Source organism: Streptococcus sp. 1F3, assembly GCF_054968985.1.
The window spans coordinates 1-20,307 of the sequence record NZ_JBUEQR010000066.1 but is presented as its reverse complement, the minus strand read 5'-3'; the positions used below and the strand labels follow the sequence as shown (position 1 = coordinate 20,307).

19 protein-coding genes are annotated in these 20,307 nt (G+C 41.2%); 9 read left to right on the top strand and 10 right to left on the bottom strand.

Annotated features, from left to right (window positions below; translation table 11 throughout):
- Positions 1-365 precede the first annotated feature (365 nt).
- The 4 genes from mutY to pta all read right to left on the bottom strand — a co-directional run bounded on the left by mutY (position 366) and on the right by pta (position 6,478).
- Entirely contained in the window at positions 366-1,538 is a 1,173-nt protein-coding gene (mutY, locus tag ACVPON_RS06175) for an A/G-specific adenine glycosylase (RefSeq protein WP_462877222.1), read from the bottom strand.
- A 495-nt stretch (positions 1,539-2,033) separates the two neighbouring features.
- Positions 2,034-3,758: an ABC transporter ATP-binding protein gene (locus ACVPON_RS06170; protein WP_462877219.1), complete on the bottom strand. Its 1,725-nt coding sequence runs from the start codon at positions 3,756-3,758 to the stop codon at positions 2,034-2,036.
- Positions 3,748-5,481 carry an ABC transporter ATP-binding protein gene (locus ACVPON_RS06165; protein WP_462877217.1) on the bottom strand — a complete coding sequence of 578 codons (1,734 nt, stop codon included), beginning with the start codon at positions 5,479-5,481 and terminating at the stop codon, positions 3,748-3,750. The genes ACVPON_RS06170 and ACVPON_RS06165 overlap by 11 nt, the downstream gene beginning before the upstream one ends.
- A gap of 1 nt (position 5,482) precedes the next feature.
- Positions 5,483-6,478, bottom strand: coding sequence for a phosphate acetyltransferase (pta, locus tag ACVPON_RS06160; protein WP_462877215.1), 996 nt, complete (start codon positions 6,476-6,478; stop codon positions 5,483-5,485).
- Between the two features lie 94 nt (positions 6,479-6,572).
- On the opposite strand from pta, the gene ACVPON_RS06155 reads away from it, so the two are divergent.
- Positions 6,573-6,755 (top strand): hypothetical protein, encoded by a 183-nt coding sequence (locus ACVPON_RS06155; protein ID WP_462877213.1) that lies wholly within the window; start codon positions 6,573-6,575, stop codon positions 6,753-6,755.
- A 34-nt stretch (positions 6,756-6,789) separates the two neighbouring features.
- Here ACVPON_RS06155 and ACVPON_RS06150 read toward each other — a convergent pair whose 3' ends face one another.
- Genes ACVPON_RS06150 through ACVPON_RS06140 form a run of 3 tightly spaced genes read right to left on the bottom strand, consistent with a single transcriptional unit; the run spans position 6,790 to position 9,159 of the window.
- Positions 6,790-7,686, bottom strand: coding sequence for an RluA family pseudouridine synthase (locus ACVPON_RS06150; protein ID WP_462877211.1), 897 nt, complete (start codon positions 7,684-7,686; stop codon positions 6,790-6,792).
- The gene (locus tag ACVPON_RS06145; RefSeq protein ID WP_462877209.1) at positions 7,686-8,504 is read right to left on the bottom strand and encodes an NAD kinase; all 819 of its coding nucleotides are present in this window, start codon (positions 8,502-8,504) and stop codon (positions 7,686-7,688) included. The genes ACVPON_RS06150 and ACVPON_RS06145 overlap by 1 nt, the downstream gene beginning before the upstream one ends.
- On the bottom strand, positions 8,488-9,159 hold the full coding sequence (locus ACVPON_RS06140) for a GTP pyrophosphokinase (RefSeq protein WP_462877207.1): 672 nt from the start codon (positions 9,157-9,159) through the stop codon (positions 8,488-8,490). Before ACVPON_RS06140 ends, ACVPON_RS06145 begins: the two co-directional genes overlap by 17 nt.
- 82 nt (positions 9,160-9,241) lie before the next feature.
- On the opposite strand from ACVPON_RS06140, the gene ACVPON_RS06135 reads away from it, so the two are divergent.
- The 6 genes from ACVPON_RS06135 to ACVPON_RS06110 all read left to right on the top strand — a co-directional run bounded on the left by ACVPON_RS06135 (position 9,242) and on the right by ACVPON_RS06110 (position 13,722).
- Entirely contained in the window at positions 9,242-9,820 is a 579-nt protein-coding gene (locus tag ACVPON_RS06135) for a CYTH domain-containing protein (RefSeq protein WP_462877205.1), read from the top strand.
- A 397-nt stretch (positions 9,821-10,217) separates the two neighbouring features.
- Entirely contained in the window at positions 10,218-11,195 is a 978-nt protein-coding gene (locus tag ACVPON_RS06130) for a ribose-phosphate diphosphokinase (RefSeq protein ID WP_462877203.1), read from the top strand.
- Between the two features lie 9 nt (positions 11,196-11,204).
- Entirely contained in the window at positions 11,205-12,326 is a 1,122-nt protein-coding gene (locus ACVPON_RS06125) for a cysteine desulfurase family protein (protein ID WP_462877201.1), read from the top strand.
- A complete protein-coding gene (locus ACVPON_RS06120) occupies positions 12,326-12,682 on the top strand; it encodes a DUF1831 domain-containing protein (protein WP_462877199.1) in 357 nt (118 codons plus the stop codon). Before ACVPON_RS06125 ends, ACVPON_RS06120 begins: the two co-directional genes overlap by 1 nt.
- Positions 12,675-12,890 (top strand): DUF4649 family protein, encoded by a 216-nt coding sequence (locus ACVPON_RS06115; RefSeq protein ID WP_462877197.1) that lies wholly within the window; start codon positions 12,675-12,677, stop codon positions 12,888-12,890. The genes ACVPON_RS06120 and ACVPON_RS06115 overlap by 8 nt, the downstream gene beginning before the upstream one ends.
- A 193-nt stretch (positions 12,891-13,083) precedes the next feature.
- Complete coding sequence (locus tag ACVPON_RS06110) at positions 13,084-13,722, top strand: redox-sensing transcriptional repressor Rex (RefSeq protein WP_462877196.1); 639 nt, start codon at positions 13,084-13,086, stop codon at positions 13,720-13,722.
- Between the two features lie 611 nt (positions 13,723-14,333).
- Here ACVPON_RS06110 and radC read toward each other — a convergent pair.
- The 3 genes from radC to gyrA all read right to left on the bottom strand — a co-directional run bounded on the left by radC (position 14,334) and on the right by gyrA (position 18,530).
- A complete protein-coding gene (gene radC, locus ACVPON_RS06105) occupies positions 14,334-15,014 on the bottom strand; it encodes a RadC family protein (protein ID WP_462877194.1) in 681 nt (226 codons plus the stop codon).
- Positions 15,015-15,331: 317 nt separating this feature from the next.
- Entirely contained in the window at positions 15,332-16,078 is a 747-nt protein-coding gene (locus ACVPON_RS06100) for a class A sortase (RefSeq protein ID WP_462877192.1), read from the bottom strand.
- Positions 16,079-16,082: 4 nt separating this feature from the next.
- Positions 16,083-18,530 (bottom strand): DNA gyrase subunit A, encoded by a 2,448-nt coding sequence (gene gyrA / locus ACVPON_RS06095; RefSeq protein WP_462877191.1) that lies wholly within the window; start codon positions 18,528-18,530, stop codon positions 16,083-16,085.
- A 191-nt stretch (positions 18,531-18,721) separates the two neighbouring features.
- Here gyrA and ACVPON_RS06090 point away from each other — a divergent pair, with 191 nt between their 5' ends.
- Both ACVPON_RS06090 and ACVPON_RS06085 read left to right on the top strand, forming a co-directional pair.
- Entirely contained in the window at positions 18,722-19,705 is a 984-nt protein-coding gene (locus ACVPON_RS06090) for an L-lactate dehydrogenase (protein WP_462877188.1), read from the top strand.
- Positions 19,706-20,023: 318 nt separating this feature from the next.
- Positions 20,024-20,307: IS630 transposase-related protein (locus ACVPON_RS06085; protein WP_462877186.1), on the top strand; the 284-nt coding region annotated here is incomplete at its 3' end.

Below are 20,307 nucleotides of genomic sequence, written 5' to 3'. Positions count from 1 at the left end.
GGAGGTTTGAAATGTGTCACCTCCTCATATCAATGTAGGTTACTGCTATCATCCGCAGACTATATAGTTGTTTCGTTTACTTTTAGTACTAGGCAACGAGCTGCAGGCTGCTTCAACAGTCTAATGACTGTTGAAGGTTGGAAATCATACTGACGATAGTCAGTAACAATCGTAGAGTACGGCAAAGCGAGTTTCAATCATCTTCTAGATGATTGGAAGTTGGAAATAGGGAAACGGAGTTTCCACAATCCTTGAAGTAATAAAAGTTAAACTAAATGAGTATACCATGTGAAAACTTACCACCCTTAGTGGCTATAATACCTGTTTTAAAGAGGGAGGAGCAAGAGGATAACTCCTGCCTAGATCTACTTTTCAACTCCTTGTTTCAAATCTTGCTTTCCAGCCAAATAGCTGTCCCACATCTTTTGTTGCGGTTTTGCAAAAGGATAGCGGTGAAAATCTTCAACTGCAACCCATTGGATTTCCCTATCCGTTGGAACACCCGCACTTGAAGTATAGCCCTCTATAATGTCAATCTGCCATTTGCGATGGCTAAAGACATGGTGGACTGGTGAAAATGTAGTCGCCTGCCATTCAACTGATAAGGGATACGTCTTACTAAACTCCTTAAACATATCCACTTGCGGACCTTCCTCTGCTACTTCAAATAAGGATACTTGCGGTGGTAGAATTGCACCTCTTTCTAACAAAGGAAATGACCAGAAGCCTGCCAATAATGTAGAGTGCTGATTTTTTTCAAGTAAAAACTCATTTTTTTCATTTCGGACAACAAATGCCTGATAGGCAACTGGAAGCGGTTTTTTCTTGGGTGCCTTTATCGGATATTTGTCCATCGTTCCATTGAGATAGGCTGCACTGAAGTCCTTGATCGGACTAGCTTCAGGACGTGGATTGACAGGCCCCTCAATATCTGACCCCAAATCCATTAGCGCCTGATTAAAATCTCCCGGTCGATCTGGATCGATCAATTCTTCCATAATTGCTTGAAAAATCTTACGGTTACCTGGCACACCAATGTCATAATCCACTTCAAATAAGCGACTGATGACCCGCATAACATTACCATCTACAGCCGGTTCTGGTAGATCAAAAGCGATACTAGCAATCGCACCTGCAGTATAAGGTCCAATCCCCTTTAGGCTTGCAATTTCTGCATAGGTTGTCGGAAAAGAGCCGCCAAATTCCCCTACCATTTGCAGAGCAGCTTCCTGCATATTACGGACCCGTGAATAATATCCCAAACCCTCCCAAAGTTTTAAAATCACTTCTTCTGGTGCTTCAGCCAAGTCTTGAATGGTCGGTAGGTGATACAAAAAACGCTCATAATAAGGTTTTACCGTATCAACCCGTGTCTGTTGGAGCATAATTTCAGAAACCCAAATCGCATAAGGATCTTTCGTGTGTCGCCAAGGTAAGTCACGCTTATTCTTGTCATACCAATCAAGCAAAGCTCGTCTAAATGCCTCTATCTTATCTTCTTGCCACATGTCAACGCCATATTTTTTAAAATCAAACATAGAACCAGTATACCATAAATACCACCTATCCCTCTAGTCGCTAGTCGAATACGCTGTAAAAATAATCAAAGCATCAAAAAAATCATTTTCAACCTTATTCAATGCAAATCATCAATGGGATGGAAGCTGTTTTTCCCTTACTTTTTCGAAAAAAGAATAGCTATTCTAGCTTTAGCTAGCACCAACAGTCTGGGGATAGACTGTGGGTGGATACTTGATATGACAAATGAAGTTTGTAACTTGTGTATAGATTCCTGTAAGGATAGACTCTTCCTCGTGTTCATCGAACACGTCGTCAGTCTTCTATTTTTGCTGTAGCTGTTACGAGCTTGCTCGTTTTACAGATACGGATGCCGTTGGGTGCGTTCGCTTTTTATACGCCCTCGTATCTTATTTAACTGAGTTCGGACTAAAAATGCTAGAAAAAAGATGAATCGTATCGATTCAGGTAATCTTCTCCGATTCCCTATTTTTCTTGCCATTTTCTTCACGTCCTCACATCTTCGTTGTCTGCATCTGGTAGTAAACTCCTTTTGCCTGCATGAGCTGCTCGTGGTTCCCCTGCTCCACAATTTGACCTCCTACCATGACTAAAATCAAATCCGCAGACCGAATCGTTGATAGACGATGGGCAATGATGAAGCTAGTTCGCCCCTGCATTAGACGTTCAAAAGCCTGCTGGACAAGAATTTCTGTCCTTGTATCAATAGATGAAGTCGCCTCATCTAAAATCAGAATTTTTGGCAGATGAACAAAGATACGGGCAATAGACAGCAATTGCCGTTGGCCTTGAGATAAAGAAGCACCTCCATCGCTCAACTCTGTATCATAACCTTGTGGCAACTGGCGAATAAAGAAATCTGCATTCGCAGCCTTAGCTGCCTCTATGACCATTTCTCGTGTCGCTTGAGGGTAACCATAAGCAATATTTTCATGGATTGTCCCTGTCTTAATCCAGGTTTCCTGTAAAACCATGCCAATTTGCCGCCTAAAATCCGCCCGACTATAGCAAGAAATTGGGACTTCATCTAACAAAATCTTGCCTTGATTCACTTCATAAAAACGCATCAGCAGATTGATAAGCGTCGATTTTCCAGCACCAGTCGGTCCTACAATTGCTACTCTAGAACCTGCTGGAACATCAACCGTCAAATTCTCAATCAAGGGGATTAAAGGAGTGTAAGAAAAATGAATTTCCTCAAATTGAATATGCCCTTGCACCTCTTCTTCTATCAATGCTAGAACATCACCGTCTTCAACAGATTCTTGGTTCAATAGCTCAAAAAGCCGTTCAGCACATACAAGGGCACTTTGCAATTCTGATAGAACAGATGATATATCATTAAAAGGCTTTGTATACTGGCTAGCATAATTCAGAAAAGTCGTGAGTTCACCCACTGTAAAAGTCCCCGCCATAATCCGCATAGCACCAAGTCCCGCTAGCAAGGCATAAATCAGTGCATTGATAAAGCGCGTCATCGGATTACTAGTAGAAGAAGCAAAAATCGCTGCTTTCGAATAACTAGCATAGGTTTGATTCGATAGCTTGAACCTGCTGACAAATTGTTCCTGTGCATTAAATGCTTGAATCAACGGTAACTGACGGATACTTTCTTCCAATAATTTAGTCTGCTCCCCCCGAGATGCAGTCTGTTGTTGATAGTAGCCATAGCTTTTTTTAGCAATGAAGCGGGCTACAAAAAGCGAGATAGGCGTCAAAACGACTACTAAGACCATCATGGTGACATCTAAGCTTGACATACTAAAAATAGTCAAGAAAATCGTTAAAACCCCCGTCAAAAATTGACTGAAAATCATCGTTAGTCCATTGCTTAATTGTTCGCTATCACTAGCAATGCGCGCTACAATATCCCCGATACTCTGACGATCTAAATAGGACAGAGGTAAGCCATGAATTTTTTCATAGACTTCCTCTCGTAATTCATTCATTACCTGAAAAATCAATCGATTGACAAAGATGGGTAAAAGGAATTGAATGATTGTATTGATGACAATCACCAAAGCCATGGTCAACAACAACTGAATAAAGAGGTCTCCCGTCCTCTCAAGCAAGACCGCATCTACTGCTTGTCCAATCAAAACTGGTAAATAGACCGATAAAAGCACCTGAGCTAGACTTCCGAGTAAAATAGTGCTAACTCGAACAGGCTGTCGCAACATACGAGGCAAGAGTTGCCCTAAACTACTTCTAGCTTTCATGCGATACCTCCTGACCATGCTGAGATTGATCGATCTCTTGATAAATGGCACAAGTCTGAAGTAAGTCCTCATGACAGCCCAAACCGACTTGCTTTCCTTGATCCAATACCAAAATCTGATCCGCCTGCGAGAGACTATTCGTCCGCTGTGAAATCATAATCAGCAATTTATTAGGCAATGTTCGTCCAATAGCTGCCAATAAGTTTCTTTCTGTCAAATAATCTAGAGCTGAGGTTGCATCATCTAAAATCAGAATTGGAGCTTCCTGCAAGAGGGCACGTGCAATGGTCAACCGCTGGCGCTGACCTCCTGAAAAATTGCGACCAAAAGCCTCTACATTTGCTTCCAGACCACCTTTTTCAAAGACAAAGTCCTTGGCTTGTGCTATCTCTAAGGCTCGCCATATATCTGTATCTGACGCTGATGGTTTGCCTAATAAGAGATTAGAACGCACTGTCCCACTAAAAAGTTGTGCCTGTTGCCCAACCAGAGCAAACTGCTCGCGCCATTCTTTCAGATTCAGCGGTGAATAACCATCTGGTTTAAATAAGGCCAGATGGTTCGGCTCAACTGGATAGAGTTGCAACAATACGTCAACCAAGGTCGACTTACCAGCACCTGTTCCTCCGATAATCCCAAAAAATTCTCCCTTTTTAATCCGAAAGGAAAGCTCTGTCAATGTATTTGCGGCGGCTGCTGTATAGGCAAATGATAGATTGTTAACAACCAAAGTCCACTCTTCTGAATAATCTGAATAATCAAAGGGCCTGTCAATATCTTCTGATTCTTGCTCAAAAATGTCATTCAAACGACCTGCGCTGATAAAACTTTGATTTAGATTAGAAATAACCATGACCATCTTCACTAATTCAACCAAAATTTGAGATAAATAGTTGATGAGAGCAACCAGCATTCCCTGATCCAGAAGCCCTTGAGCAATTGCTAGTTTACCTTGATAAATCAGAATAAGTAAGGTGCCATTGACCACTAAAAAAGTTGCTGGGGTCAGTAAAGAAGCCCAGAAACCTGCTGTTAATTGCTGACGAGTATAGGTTTGATTCAACTGTTGAAAAACCTTTATCTCCCGCCTACTTTGTCCAAAAGCTCGGATAAGCCGAAGCCCTGTAATGGTTTCACGGATTTGTCCAACCAAACGATCCAAACTTTTTCTCATGAGCAGGTAGACCTTGCTTGCCATTAGCGAGACACCAGAAACAGTCAAAAACAAGAGAAGAATCATCCCTATGAAATTTAGAGAAAGACTAGGACTAATGTAAAACGCCATCACTAGAGAACCAAAGACAACAATCGGTGCCCGCAAAAAAAGACGTAAGAAAATGTTAATCCCCGTCTGAATCTGCAAGGTATCGTTTGTCAAGCGTGTCAATAAACTATCACTTGATAGACGATCACGGCTGGCCTTGGGAAGAGACAAGACTTTTTTATAAAGATCCTGAGTGAGTTCCTTGGTGTAGCCTACTGCTGCCTTGGCTGAATAATATTGGGCTGTCAGAGCCACAATAACACCAATGATTGCAAAAAGGACCAATAACAAAATCATAGCAATCAACTGACCGTGATTGCTATGAGGAATAATAGTATCAATAATAAAGGCAATAATGAGAGGGACAGCAAGTTCAAAACAGGCTTCCATCAGTTTAAATAAGGGAGCAAGAATCGCTTCTTTCAAATAGCCCTTCCCATACTTCCTAAATCGCTTCATACTACTCTTCATTTTCTAGAGCTTGTGCAGCAGTAATAATCGCTAATTTATAGATGTCATCAGCACTTGAGCCACGAGAAAGATCATTGACAGGCATATTCAATCCTTGCAAAATAGGACCAATCGCATCAAACATTCCCAAGCGTTGTGCAATTTTATATCCAATATTTCCTGCCTGCAAATCTGGGAAGACAAAAACATTTGCCTGACCAGCCACATCGCTATCTGGCGCTTTGATCGCTGCCGTTTCTGGCACGAAGGCAGCATCAAATTGCAATTCTCCGTCCAAGGCTAAATCAGGAGCCAATTCCTTCGCAATACGGGTTGCATCTGCTACTTTCTCAACCTGTGGCGCTTTACCACTACCTTTGGTGGAGAAGCTCAACATAGCAACCTTAGGATCAATATCAAAGATACGAGCTGTTTCTGCTGTATTCACCGCAATTTCAGCCAATTCTTGAGCATTTGGGTCAATGTTAATCGCACAGTCTGCAAAGACATACCGTTCATTTGTATTTTCACGATTCATCAAGAAGACACCTGATGTACGAGAAATACCTGGTTTCGTTTTAATAATTTGAAGAGCTGGACGAACGGTATCAGCGGTCGAATGAATGGCACCTGAGACCATTCCATCAGCCAAGCCCATTTTTACCAACATAACACCAAAATAGTTCACATCGCGAAGTAGACGATCAGCATCCTCCATGGTCGCCTTTCCTTTGCGAACTTCAACAAAGGCTGCTTTCATCGCTTCAAATTCCGTATATTCATTCGGATCAATAATCGTACAGTTTGGATCAGCAAATCCTAATTCTGACAAAAGAGCACGCACCTCACCTGGATTACCGAGGATAACCGGCTCTAGCAAGCCCTCAAATTTCAGACGTGCAGCAGCACGAACCACGCGCTCATCATTTCCCTCAGGAAAGACAATTTTAATGTGTTGCCCCACAATTTTTTCACGCAAACCACCAAATAACGAACGAATTCCCATTTTTCTCTCCTTTAAGAACCTGTATCCACACCCAATACTCCCACTCAAGGCTATTTTCTGCTAGTCGTCCCTTCTTTTTCAAGATATAGCCAGTATGCTTTCAACTACTAGCCTGAGCCTTGAAAAAGAGCTCCAAACCGCCCAACTTCCACTCGCTACCACTCTTCTCCCTATTAGCATCGTCTCTCCGTCCTTTTTATACGAACATCAACAATGGCAAGGGGTCGAAAGTAAGATAAGCGAACAAGCTGATCGAACATTGACAGCAGAACATTAGCATCTAAAGCAAGGTACTTCAATGAATACCAGTTCTAAATTTTATTTTGCAAACCTATAATAACGCTTTTAAAGTCATTTGTCAAATCGCTTTCACAAATTAACTCTTTTTCAGTAAATGGGTTAAAAAAAGCAATCCTGTGACAATGCAGAGCCTGCCTTTCAATCCCATAATCCATCCTCCCGCCGTACAAGTCGTCCCCCAACAAAGGAAAACCGATGTGGGAAAAGTGTACTCGGATCTGATGCGTTCTTCCGGTATGAAGACGAATATCCACCAAATGGACATCGCCCCAAGACTGGACAATTTCGTAAGAAGTATGGGCATATTTACCTGTAGGGGTCACATGGCGTGTAATAATACTATCTTCTGGTCGCCCAATCGGAGCAATAATATCACCACCTTGCTCTAACTTACCTGAACCATGTACTAGGGCAAAATAACGCTTTTGAATCAACTTTTGTTGCAATTGCTTATCCAATCTAGCATGAGCATATCCATGTTTGGCAAAGAGCATGAGACCCGAGGTATCCCGATCCAGACGTGTTACAATATGAACTTGCTTGTTTTCATACCCTTGCTCAATATAGTAGCCTTTGACAAAATTTGCAATTGTTGAAGAATGCAAAGCACTTGGAATGGAAGCAAAGCCAGCTGGCTTGTTGATGAGCATAAAATGCTGATCCTCATAGACAATATCCAAGGGATAGACAATCGGCTCTAACTTTCCTGTCAAATCCTCCTCACTTGGAATATCGATGTAGAGGTGATCTCCAATATCTAGCAAGTAAGTCGCATTCTGCGGTTGTCCATTGACAACAATGGCTCCGCCTTCATACTTAATCTTTGCCAATAGCCCTTTTGAAATATCGTGCTTTTTCAAGAAAGTCTTGATTTTGACATGCTGATCCACAGTAAATTCAAAGCGCATTACTCCACCTCACCGATAAAGGCATCCTTAACCCGATTCCAGAAGCTAGTGTGGCTCGGGGTCGCTAAAAAATGAATCTTACTATTATCAATCTGGTACTCAATCTGTTCAATCTTATCATAGATAAAAGTCCGATTATCAATAGATATAGAATACCTGTCATCATGCTTTGGTTCAATGACAATTTTGTCTTTTTTAGGAACGACAATCGAAGATCCCAAGGTCCGATAAACACGATTGTTCAAACTAGCTACTTCAGCGATCTGTAAGGCTTCGATAGTCGGATGTAAAACCGCACCGCCCAATGATTTATTATAGGCTGTGGATCCTGTTGGCGTCGATACCGAAATACCATCACCGCGGAAGCGTTCAAAAGGCACCTTGTTAATGAGGACATCGGCTACCATCGTTTTGGACAGGCGCTTAATCGTAGCTTCATTCAAGGCACGCATCACAATCTCACGTCCATTTATCAGCTTGACCCGAACATGCAAAATCGGATAAGACACCCGAGCTCCTGTATCCAATTTCAAATTCTCAATCAATTTATCCACTTCAAAATCGCGATAATCAGTATAAAAACCAAGATGTCCTGTATGAATACCGACAAATCGAACCTGATCCATCATTGCTTCATACTTATGAAAGGCAGATAACAGCATGCCATCACCCCCGATTGAAATTACGATATCTGGTTTTTTCGGTGTCAAAATAAAATGTGCTTCTTTCAACTTGATCCAAAGCTCATTCATGACAGCCTGACTTTTAGGATTTTTACTACTAAGCAAGGCGATTTTTTTTCTATCTGTATTCTTCATCTGTGTCGTCGCTATTTCCTACTCCGTCATTCAACTTGCGATGGGCAGGGTCAAATAGAACCTGTGCCTCTTGAATATCGTCGCGGATTTTGCGCATCTCCTCATCTAATTGGTAAGCAATCTTGGCTGTAATTTCCAAGCGCTTCTTAATTTCTTCTGGAAAATTCCCCTTGTACTTATAATTCAAGGAATGTTCAATGGTGGCCCAAAAGTTCATGGACAAAGTTCGAATCTGAATCTCAGCCAGTACCGTTTCATTACCGTTAATAGTATCAACTGGATACTCAATCACGACATGATAGGAACGGTAGCCAGATGATTTCATGTTATTGATGTAGTCACGTTCATGGACAATCTGCATATCCTTTCGCTTCCTAAGGATTTCAAGCACCTCTTCCACATCATCAACAAATTGTACCATGATCCGAACACCTGCTATATCTTGCATATCCTGAGCCAAGTTTTCTAATTGAATATGTCGTAATGCCATCTTTTCTTTGATCGATTCAATCGGCTTGACACGTCCCGTCACAAATTCAATTGGTGAATGCTTATGGGCTTTACGGTATTGTTTACGAACCCCACGCAGTTTGATTTTTAATTCTCCAACCGCTTGAATATAAGGGTCTAAAAACTCTTCCCAATTCATTTCCATGCTTACTCCTTTCTTGTCAAATACTCGTTTTTATAATAGAATAACACAAGAACTATTATACCATACGAAAAGGTTTTATCCTATGAAAAAAAGTCATCTAGAAATTGAATACAAGACGCTCCTAACCAAGACCGAATTTGAAGACTTGACCAGCGAATTTTCCGGTATTGCTCCCTTACTTCAGACCAACTACTATATTGATACACCCGATTTCAACCTCCGCAAACATCGCTTCTCCCTACGTGTTCGAACCTTGGAACAGTACGCCGAGTTGACCCTGAAAATTCCACAGAAAATCGGGAATCAAGAGTATAATCAAGCCTTAAGCTTAGAAGAGGCAAAAGCCATTATTCAAAAGGTAGAGTTACCTAAAGGAGAGATTCTCGAGCTAATCCGACAGACTGGAATTTCGCTGGAGCACTTAAACGTCTGGGGACATCTGACGACCAAACGTTATGAAAAGGAAACTCCAATTGGCTTAATGGCTCTTGATAAAAATAGTTATGCAAATCGGACAGACTATGAACTTGAAGTCGAGGTCTTAGATGCCCAACGAGGAAAACTAGCTTTTCAAGAGTATCTAAAACAACGCCAAATTCACTTCAAATATGCTAGCAGCAAGGTTGCTCGTACAGCTACTGCCCTCAAGCTAAATCCTTAACAATCATGCCTCAGTATAAATTAGAAGCACTAAACCTTGAAAATAGCTTGTATATAAAAGGGAGCGTAACAAAGTTGGAAGCATGCTTGACCACCTATTTTGCTGTAGCACTTATAAACTCCGTTCACTCTGCGGATACGGAAGAATCTATCTAGTGGAGAGTTTCTTCTCTTGGTACACTGTGTGAAAAAGATAGGCAGCTTGTTTGGGCTTTAGCCGATTACAGCTGAGAATCCCTTTAGGGGCTGAAAACCTCCACTGGAGCTTTTCACTCGTCAGATTTCCTATTTTCACTGTGTGCTTTTAACGCTCTCACCTCTTAATTGAATTTCAGTACTGAAAATTTTTAGATTTTCTGATAGAATAGAACTATCGAATAAAAGGAGTATTTCAGATCATGGTTCAACCTTACGGTGATAAACAAATTAAACTATTTTCTTTAAATGCCAACCGTGCAATCGCAGAAAAAATTGCAGAAGCATCGGGCATTCCTCTTGGAAAAATGACCACTCGCCAATTCTCAGATGGGGAAATTCAAGTGAACATTGAAGAGAGTGTCCGTGGTGTAGATGTCTACATCATTCAATCAACCAGCTATCCTGTGAACAACCATCTCTGGGAATTGCTGATTACGGTAGACGCATGTAAGCGGGCAAGTGCCCATTCTGTTACAGTCGTAATGCCTTATTTTGGCTATGCTCGTCAAGACCGTACTGCTGCTCCTCGCGAACCAATTACAGCAAAACTCGTTGCTAACATGCTTGTCAAGGCAGGTGTCGACCGTGTGCTTTCACTTGACTTGCACGCAGTGCAAGTACAGGGCTTCTTCGACATTCCAGTAGACAACCTCTTTACAGTTCCACTATTTGCTGAGCATTATATGGAAAAAGGCTTATGCGGTGATGAAGTTGTCATCGTTAGCCCTAAAAATTCTGGTATCAAACGTGCACGCAGTCTCGCTGAATATCTAAACTCTCCAATTGCGATTATTGACTATGCTCAAGACGATTCAGACCGTACAGAGGGCTATATTATCGGGGACGTTACTGGAAAAACAGCTATTTTAATTGATGATATTTTAAATACCGGCCGCACCTTCTCAGAAGCTGCTCGCATCGTACAAGAAGGCGGGGCTACAGAAATCTATGCTGTTGCTAGCCATGGGCTTTTTGCAGGAACTGCAGCCAAACTCTTAGACCAAGCACCAATTAAAGAGGTTCTTGTAACAGACTCAGTAGCTAGCAAAGAACAATTGCCCCAAACGATTGCCTTTATTACTGCTAGTAAGTTGATCGCAGACGCAATTATCCGTATCCACGAGCGCCGTCCGGTCAGCCCACTCTTTAACTTTACTAATCCCAATAAGGATAATTAGGAGTTTTCTTTGATTTATTTAGATCATGCAGCAACAACCTCTTTATCAGATGCTGCCCTTCAAACCTTCATGGATATTTCCAAAGAATACTATGGCAATCCCTCCAGTATTCACTGGGCTGGTAGAAAGGCGAATGCTATTCTACGCCAAGCTAGATTGGACATTGCACGATGTTTAGATGCAAATCCCGAATCTATCATTTTTACATCAGGAGGGTCAGAAGCCAATACTCTAGCAATTCAAGGATATGCTCTTTTGAATCAGCATAAGGGCAAACATCTGATCACAACAACCATTGAGCACCATGCTGTGCTCCATACAATGGCATATTTGGAAGAGCGTTTCGGCTTTGAAGTGAGCTATCTTGAGCCTATCAACCAAGTCATATCAGCCCAGCAAATTAAGGAAGCCTTGCGACCAGATACTATCTTAGTGAGTGTCATGTATGCTAACAATGAAACTGGGCTATTGCTTCCCATTCACGAGATTGGGAAAATCCTTTCAAAACACCAAGCAGTCTTTCATGTAGATGCTGTCCAAGCGATTGGGAAAATTCCTATCTCACCCAGACAACTGGGCATTGATTTCTTATCTGCTGCTGCCCACAAATTTCACGGTCCCAAGGGTGTGGGCTTCCTCTATAGTCGGATTCCCAACCTTGACTCACTCATTCATGGTGGTCAACAAGAAAATCAGCACCGAGCAGGGACAGAAAATCTTGCGGGAATTGCTGCAATGGCAACAGCTTTGAAGGAGCAGACTGCCCAGCTAGATCAACATTTTCAGACCGTCACTGATTTGAAGACCTACCTCTTGGAAGAATTAACAGCGACAGATTATTATCTTAATGAGACAGGGCCTAGTCTACCTTATATCGTCAATATTGGTTTTCCAAATCAGCTCAATGAACAACTTCTCATGCGACTGGATTTAGCTGGAATTGCTGTTTCGAGTGGTTCAGCTTGCACTGCTGGGGTTATTCAAAACAGCCATGTCCTTGAAGCCCTTTATAGCCAACATTCACATCGGCTAAAAGAATCCATTCGGATCAGCTTTTCATATGAAAATACCAAAGAGGAGCTGGATTTCCTCGTCCAACAACTACATAAAATAATCGGAGGCACTCACTAATGGCTTTTACAACATCGGTAACGCTAAAAAATTGTGACTATACCTATTCTATTAGTCCAGTTATTAAAAAATACACCTTGCGGGATAATACATTTGAACAAACTCCTGTTGGTCACTATCAATTAACCCGCATGCTGGAAGAAATCCCCAATTCCAATCAAGGATTCCTCCTTAAAATTATGATCAATAAAGACTTGACTGGTTTTAAAATCAATATCACAGATAAATCAGGGCTACACTTAGTGGATATCTTCAAGGCAGATGGAAATGCAGTTATTCAAGAGAAATTTTATTTCCTCATGGATAGCCTAGTAGATCGCGATATTTTCACAAAGGAAGGTATAAAGCATGATTGAGTTACGGTATCAAGATTCCTACCAGCAAATTCGTTCACAAACTTTTGACAACTTCGAGGCTCTACTTCTTGCTTTCTCTGGTTGTGTAACCATTCCTGATCACCTAAAAGTAGTCTCCCTAACCCAAGATAATGAAGACTTGGGTTATCAGGGTTCGATTGGTGACCTATATCGCTATTTACAAACAATAAACCCTAAAAATAAATAAGTTGAGGTTGAGGCACTTTGATATATTGGTGTACTCAACCTTTTTATTGAGTATAAAGCCTGCTTTCAAGAGCAAGTCCTTTGAAAGAGATGCTTTCTCCCAATCTCCTTTCTTTTATTTTCAGGTTTAATCTGTTGCTTTTTTCACAAACTTTTACTAGAATAGAATAAATAATCAAAAGGAGTAAAAGATTGTGAAAAACGAAAAAAAATCTACTATCCCTCGTGCTACTGCCAAACGTTTATCAATCTACTACCGCATCTTCAAAAGATTTCATGCTGGAAATATTGAAAAGGCTAGTTCAAAAGAAATTGCTGAAGCTATCGGAATCGATGCTGCTACTGTCCGCCGGGACTTCTCCTACTTTGGTGAGCTAGGACGCCGTGGCTTTGGTTATGATGTCAAAAAATTGATGGATTTCTTTGCAGACATTCTAAACGACAATTCTATCACAAACGTAATGTTGGTTGGAGTCGGAAATATGGGGCGTGCCCTCCTTCATTACCGTTTCCACGAACGCAATAAAATGAAGATTGTGATGGCTTTTGAAGCAGATCAGCACCCAGCAGTCGGCACCATCGACGAAAATATCCCTATTTATGCTATTTCAGAGATTGAAGAAAGAATAAAGGAAGCCAATGCTCAAACGGCTATTTTAACAGTGCCAAGTAGCAAGGCCCAGGAAGTCGCTAATACTCTTGTCAAGGCAGGTGTCAAAGGAATCTTAAGCTTCTCTCCTGTCAATCTTTCCGTTCCAAAAGATGTCGTTGTCCAGTATGTTGATTTGACAAGTGAATTGCAAACCCTCCTTTACTTCATGCGAAAAGGTTAGGCCCTATCAGCTTTTGGTTTGCATCCTGCTAAAATCTATAACAGCATATAATAATACAAACAAGTGCAGTATCCTGCTTTTGAATGGGCCTCTATTCAAGAAGTTGCATATCCCAGTAAAAGACCATTTGCTGAGATGTGTAGCTTTTTCATATTGTCGTAGAGATAGGGGCTTTCATCATAAATAAAGTAGAATTTCTCGTTAAGGAATACTTATACTCAATAAACATCAAAAGTAGACTAGCTTTCACAATTAAGAATTGTGAAAGGTTGGAAATGAGAGTAGCACCGCTCATTTCCTTATAATCGAAGCCGAAGGTAGAACGAGCCTTCACCAAGGCAAGTTGACCAAGTATCCTTTTGATTTTAAAAGAGTATTATACTCATTTAGTTTAACGTTTATTGCTTCGACGATTGTCGAAACTCCGTTTCCCTATTTCCAACTTCCAATCATCTACTAGATGATTGGAACTCGCTTTGCCCTACTCTACGATTGTTACTGACTATCGTCAGTATGATTTCCAACCTTCAACAGTCCTTAGACTGTTGAAGCAGCCTGCAACTTCTTGCCTAGTACTAAAAGTAAACCAAACAACTATATATCTCCAATTCTTATCCTAGCTGATTTTCTTCACGCAAACTATAGTAGCTTGCTTGCCCGACAATTAAATGATCTAAGAGTATCAGCCCTAGAATATCACAGGACTTTTTTAATGTCTCTGTAAAACGAATATCATTGCGACTGGGTTGGACAAAGCCTGAGGGGTGATTATGGACAATAATGATTGAGGTCGCCATGTATTTAACTGCATAATGTAAAATCTCTCGAGGCTCTGCAATACTACGATTAACACTACCAATGAAAATAGTACGCTGGCTAATAATCTTGTTCTGGGTATCCAGATAGAGGGCGACCAAATGTTCCTGCTTCTTTGAACCAAATTCTTGGATCATTCTTCTAGCTAATAATTCACTGCCTACAATCTGTTCCTCGACAATCAACTCGGACTGATTGATTCTTCTTCCTAGCTCAACCATAGCCTTGATCTCAATTGCCTTGACTTGACCAATACCTGCTAACTCCTGTAATTCAGCAATGGATAAATCCTTTAGCATCGCAAGATTATCAATCTTCGATAATAGGTTATTGGAGACGACAGAAACAGGTTGCGTTTTTGTACCCGTACGGATAAAGATTGCCAACAATTCTTGGTTACTAAGGCGTTCAGCACCGACCTCTAGTAATCGTTCACGTGGCAATAAGCATTCTTCATTAAATGCAATTTTGTACATCTTGCTTATTCCTCCTTACCCTATTTATTCGTAAAATAATTTCTTCATAGCCACTAATGTATACTCAATAAAAATCAAAAAGTAAACTAGGAAGCTAGCCCAAGGTTGCTGCGACTATATGAGGTGGGAATAGAGCTTGCAAAAGCAAGTGCCTATCGTAGCATACAGCAAGGCGGCGACTCTGATGAAGTTTAAAAAGATTTTTTTAAAAGTATACTAAACAACGATTAAACGTTCAGTCGAAATAAAAAACAAAGAAGAATCGATTCTTCCTTGTTTTTAGAAACTGGTATTTATCGCAGTTTCGGTTAAGTTTCTTATAATTGAACCTGATTATACTTTTTCTCAAAGTATTTCAATACATCTTTGGGAGCTTCATTATAAGGGATACTACTTTCCAATGTCCCTTTCACAATGGTCCGCATAGTCGCTTCCAAATCTTCACAGGTAACAAGCGTTACTTCTGTTTGTCCTTCAATATCATCGATAACATAGACACTCTCTGGAGTAACTGACTGTACGCTCGTCACAACATAAGTATAAACATTCTGTTTATCTGTCAAATAAATCTTCATTCCCTCTTTTGCTTTTTCAATTGGTGAAAAGAGGGTTTCGCTAGCACCAGCAATCCCAAAGATATGGTGGCTAGCAAGTGCATAATTGCCTTGTCCCATCTCTTGAGTTTCTTTCATCGTTCCTGCACCGTACATAAGTGCAACATTCGATAAGCCTTTAAAAATGGGAAGATTTACATTCAAATCTGGAATTGCAATTCCCCCGATAACAGGCAATTCTTGTGAGTTCCATTGCGCTTTCAGAACAGCCTCTGTCGAGATAGACTCTACCTGTTCAAAATCAAAAGTAGTTTCTGCCTGCCTATTTTTCTCAATGTCGGCTTCGGTCACTTTCGCTACCTGATACCGATTACTGTTCCAGGCAATAATCATATTACGAATGGAGGTGTTAAAAATTAAGGCAATAGCGATAAGGAGGAGAATCCCTGCCAGGATCTTTCTCCAAATGCCGCTTGTTTTTTTATTACTAGGACGTTTTCGATTACTCATTAGCTTATTCTTCCTCTACATCTTTAGAATCCACAGCATCCACTAAGGCAAAGGTTACAATACGTGCTTCTTCATCCAGACGCATCACTTTCACCCCCATGGTCGCACGACCCGTTTGGGAAATATTCGCTACATTTGTCCGAATGATGACACCTGTATCTGTAATGACCATAATGTCTTCTTTACCTGAAATCGTGGTCAAGCCCGCTAGGTAGCCATTCTTTTCCGCGACCTTAACAGTCTTAATCCCTTTACCACCACGACCTTTGGTAGGATAGTCTGAAGCGGGTGTCCGTTTTCCGAAACCATTTTCTGTCAAAACAAGAACCTCTTGGTCGTCTGAGACAACCGCTGCACCAACAAGGCAATCCCCCTCACGTAGTCTCATACCCCGCACACCAGTAGCAATCCGACCCATATCACGAACATCTGTTTCTGTGAAACGAACAGCATAACCTAATTTAGAGCCCATAATGACATCTGTTTGACCATCTGTCAAGAAGACATTGATCAATTCATCATCTTCTTTTAAATTAAGAGCCTTCAAGCCGTTTTGACGAATATTTCCAAATTCGGAAACGCTAGTCCGTTTGACAATCCCTTGGCGGGTAGTAAAGAAGAGATAGTGCCCTTCTTCTTGTTCCCTCGTCACATTGATAATAGTCTGGATGGATTCCTCTTCTTCCAATTTTAAGAGATTGACAACTGGAAGCCCCTTGGCTGTACGACCGTATTCAGGAATTTCATACCCTTTCAGGCGGTAGACCCGTCCTTTATTAGTAAAGAACAAAAGCCGGTCATGCGTGCTAGTAGAAACCAATTCACGAACAAAATCATCATCTTTGACCCCTGTTCCTTGGACACCACGCCCCCCACGTTTCTGAGCATGGAATTCATCTTGAGCCAAACGTTTGATATACCCTTGATTCGATAGCGTAATCAGCACATCTGTCTCTTCAATCAAGTCTTCATCTTCTAACGATAAAACTTCTCCAACCATCAATTCTGTCCGACGAGGATCGGCATATTTGCGTTTAATTTCTTCTAATTCTTCCTTGATGATTTGTACGACACGCTCTGGCTTAGCCAAAATATCTGCCAAATCTGCAATTAGGGCAAGCAATTCATCGTATTCTGATTGGATTTTATCACGTTCCAATCCTGTTAAACGGCGCAGACGCATATCTAAAATAGCTTGACTCTGGCGTTCTGATAATTCAAAGCGACTCATCAATTCAGCTTGAGCAATCGCATCTGTCTCACTGTTACGAATGACCTTAATCACTTCATCAATATGGTCAAGGGCAATCAATAATCCTTCTAAAATATGGGCACGGGCTTCAGCCTTTTCTTTATCAAATTGAGTTCTACGGGTCACCACTTCTTTTTGGTGTTCTACATAGGCATCTAAAATTTGACGAACAGAAAGAATCTTTGGTACACCATTTTGGATAGCAAGCATATTAAAGCTGAAGTTGGTCTGAAGCTGGGTCAATTTGAAAAGGTTATTTAAAATGACATTAGCAGAGGCGTCTCGCCTCACTTCAATGACAAAGCGCACCCCTTCACGGTTGGATTCATCCCTAACAGCTGTAATACCATCAATCCGCTTTTCCTGCACCAAGCGAACAATATGTTCATGAACCTTGGTTTTATTGACCATATAAGGAAATTCCGTCACAACGATACGTTCACGTCCATTCCCGTATTCCTCGATTTCTGTCCGAGAACGCAGAACGATTGAACCCTTCCCTGTTTCATAAGCACGATGGATACCTGATTTCCCCATAACAAGAGCACCCGTTGGAAAGTCAGGTCCAGGTAAGACTTCCATAATATCTCGAGTAGTTGCTTCTGGATTGTCGATGATCAAATTCACCGCTTCAATCGTTTCACCAAGATTGTGGGGAGGAATATTGGTTGCCATCCCAACAGCAATCCCTGTGGTACCATTGACCAAGAGGTTAGGGAAGCGAGCTGGTAAAACCTCTGGTTCGCGCTCGCTAGCGTCATAGTTATCTGCAAAATTGACCGTATTCTTATTGATGTCTCGCAACATTTCAAGAGCAATTTTGGTCATTCGGGCCTCGGTATAACGTTGTGCCGCTGCACCATCACCGTCCATCGAACCAAAGTTTCCATGACCATCCACCAGCATGTAACGATAACTCCACCATTGAGCCATCCGCACCATCGCCTCATAAATTGCACTATCCCCATGTGGGTGATACTTACCCATAACATCTCCTGTAATACGGGCAGATTTCTTATGGGGTTTATCTGGTGTAATTCCCAATTCATTCATTCCGTATAAAATACGACGATGAACAGGCTTTAGCCCATCTCTTACATCGGGAAGAGCCCGAGCGACGATAACGCTCATTGCATAGTCAATGAAACTGGTCTTCATTTCCTTAGTCAGATTTACATCTACTAAATTCTTATCATGCATTAAATCTGTCTCTTTTCTCTAGAAATTATCTATTATATTATAACATATTGTGAAGAAATTTTCTTGTTGAGAAGCCATAATGTAAACATTTTCAAAGCGTCTTTCACAAGTGACAAACTACCTAAAAAGTGCTAGAATGATAAATGGTCGGGACACCTGTCCCCAAATAAAACGAAGGAGATGTTTAGAAGATGACTGCAACTAAACAACATAAAAAAGTAATCCTTGTCGGTGATGGTGCTGTAGGTTCTGCCTATGCTTATGCACTTGTCAACCAAGGAATTGGTCAAGAATTAGGTATCGTTGATATCAACAAAGATCGCACGCAAGGTGATGCAGAAGATTTAAGCCATGCTCTTGCCTTTACTTCACCTAAAAAGATCTACTCAGCCGAATATTCTGATGCCCACGATGCAGATCTTGTTGTTCTTACAGCAGGTTTGCCACAAAAACCAGGTGAAACTCGTCTCCAACTAATCGAGAAAAATCTTCGTATCAACCAACAAATTGTAAGCGAAATTGTGGCTTCTGGCTTCAATGGTATTTTCCTTGTAGCAGCTAATCCAGTAGACATCCTTACTTATTCAACATGGAAATTCTCTGGTTTCCCTAAAGAACGCGTTATCGGTTCTGGTACTTCACTTGACTCTGCTCGTTTTCGTCAGGCGCTTGCTGAGAGAATTGGGATTGATGCACGTTCAGTCCATGCTTACATCATGGGTGAGCACGGTGATTCAGAATTTGCCGTATGGTCACACGCAAACGTTGCAGGGGTTAAATTAGAGCGTTGGTTGCAAGATAACCGCGATATTGATGAGCAAGGTCTTGTAGACTTGTTTGTATCTGTTCGTGATGCTGCTTACTCTATTATCAACAAAAAAGGAGCGACTTACTACGGTATCGGTGCTGCACTTGCACGTATCACTAAAGCTATCTTTGATGACGAAAATGCTGTACTCCCACTTTCTGTTTACCAAGCAGGTCAATACGAAGGGGTAGAAGATGTCTTTATCGGACAACCAGCAATTATCGGTGCGCATGGTATCGTGCGTCCAGTAAATATCCCGTTGAGCGACGCCGAATTACAAAAAATGCAAGCATCTGCTAAGCAGTTGAAAGATATTATGGATGATGCCTTTGCAAACCCAGAAATTGCCGATTCAGTAAAAAACTAATCCCAAAAACTGGGGGATAGCCCTAACCTAGAATCATCATACAAAATAAGGCCCATCTAAAATTTTGGTGGGCGATTTTTTGGTTTGGGACTTTTTAATAGAATAGCTTTATACTCAATAAAAATCAAAAGTAGACTAGGAAACGAATAGGTATCGACTTATTGCAGTCCTTTCGATTGCTTTTTTTCCCCATGTAATGAGGTGCAGACTGTATTCTTTCTCCCTTTCTTTCGCTACTCTCTTAGATTTGGAGCTTCATTGCCTATATAGGCAATCAGTTTTAAACCAGTAACGCAATAATTATGGTATACTAAAGTTATGGCATATGATTTAGATTTTAGAAAACGAGTGATTTCGTTTGTTCAAGACGAAGGTCATACTCGCAAAGAAGCTTGTCAGCTCTTTAATATTAGCACAAACACCCTCTATTTATGGGAACAACAGTTAAAACATCACGGGACTTTGGCGGTTAAAAAGCGTTCACCACGTCCTAGAAAATTGCCACTGGAGCAACTTCAGAAGTTTGTCTCAGAGCATCCAGATGCCTTTCTCCGTGAAATAGCGGAACATTTTGACTGCACACCGCAGTCTGTTTGGGCTGC

Bases quoted from the DNA above. Each gene is read 5' to 3' on its own strand.
- ACVPON_RS06120 (WP_462877199.1), top strand. From the start codon at position 12,326: ATGGCTTTTACAACATCGGTAACGCTAAAAAATTGTGACTATACCTAT.
- ACVPON_RS06130 (WP_462877203.1), top strand. From the start codon at position 10,218: ATGGTTCAACCTTACGGTGATAAACAAATTAAACTATTTTCTTTAAAT.
- ACVPON_RS06115 (WP_462877197.1), top strand. From the start codon at position 12,675: ATGATTGAGTTACGGTATCAAGATTCCTACCAGCAAATTCGTTCACAA.
- ACVPON_RS06090 (WP_462877188.1), top strand. From the start codon at position 18,722: ATGACTGCAACTAAACAACATAAAAAAGTAATCCTTGTCGGTGATGGT.
- mutY (WP_462877222.1), bottom strand. From the start codon at position 1,538: ATGTTTGATTTTAAAAAATATGGCGTTGACATGTGGCAAGAAGATAAG.
- ACVPON_RS06165 (WP_462877217.1), bottom strand. From the start codon at position 5,481: ATGAAGCGATTTAGGAAGTATGGGAAGGGCTATTTGAAAGAAGCGATT.
- ACVPON_RS06135 (WP_462877205.1), top strand. From the start codon at position 9,242: ATGAAAAAAAGTCATCTAGAAATTGAATACAAGACGCTCCTAACCAAG.
- ACVPON_RS06100 (WP_462877192.1), bottom strand. From the start codon at position 16,078: ATGAGTAATCGAAAACGTCCTAGTAATAAAAAAACAAGCGGCATTTGG.
- ACVPON_RS06140 (WP_462877207.1), bottom strand. From the start codon at position 9,159: ATGGAAATGAATTGGGAAGAGTTTTTAGACCCTTATATTCAAGCGGTT.
- ACVPON_RS06145 (WP_462877209.1), bottom strand. From the start codon at position 8,504: ATGAAGAATACAGATAGAAAAAAAATCGCCTTGCTTAGTAGTAAAAAT.
- ACVPON_RS06150 (WP_462877211.1), bottom strand. From the start codon at position 7,686: ATGCGCTTTGAATTTACTGTGGATCAGCATGTCAAAATCAAGACTTTC.
- ACVPON_RS06170 (WP_462877219.1), bottom strand. From the start codon at position 3,758: ATGAAAGCTAGAAGTAGTTTAGGGCAACTCTTGCCTCGTATGTTGCGA.
- gyrA (WP_462877191.1), bottom strand. From the start codon at position 18,530: ATGCATGATAAGAATTTAGTAGATGTAAATCTGACTAAGGAAATGAAG.
- ACVPON_RS06155 (WP_462877213.1), top strand. From the start codon at position 6,573: ATGCTTTCAACTACTAGCCTGAGCCTTGAAAAAGAGCTCCAAACCGCC.
- radC (WP_462877194.1), bottom strand. From the start codon at position 15,014: ATGTACAAAATTGCATTTAATGAAGAATGCTTATTGCCACGTGAACGA.
- pta (WP_462877215.1), bottom strand. From the start codon at position 6,478: ATGGGAATTCGTTCGTTATTTGGTGGTTTGCGTGAAAAAATTGTGGGG.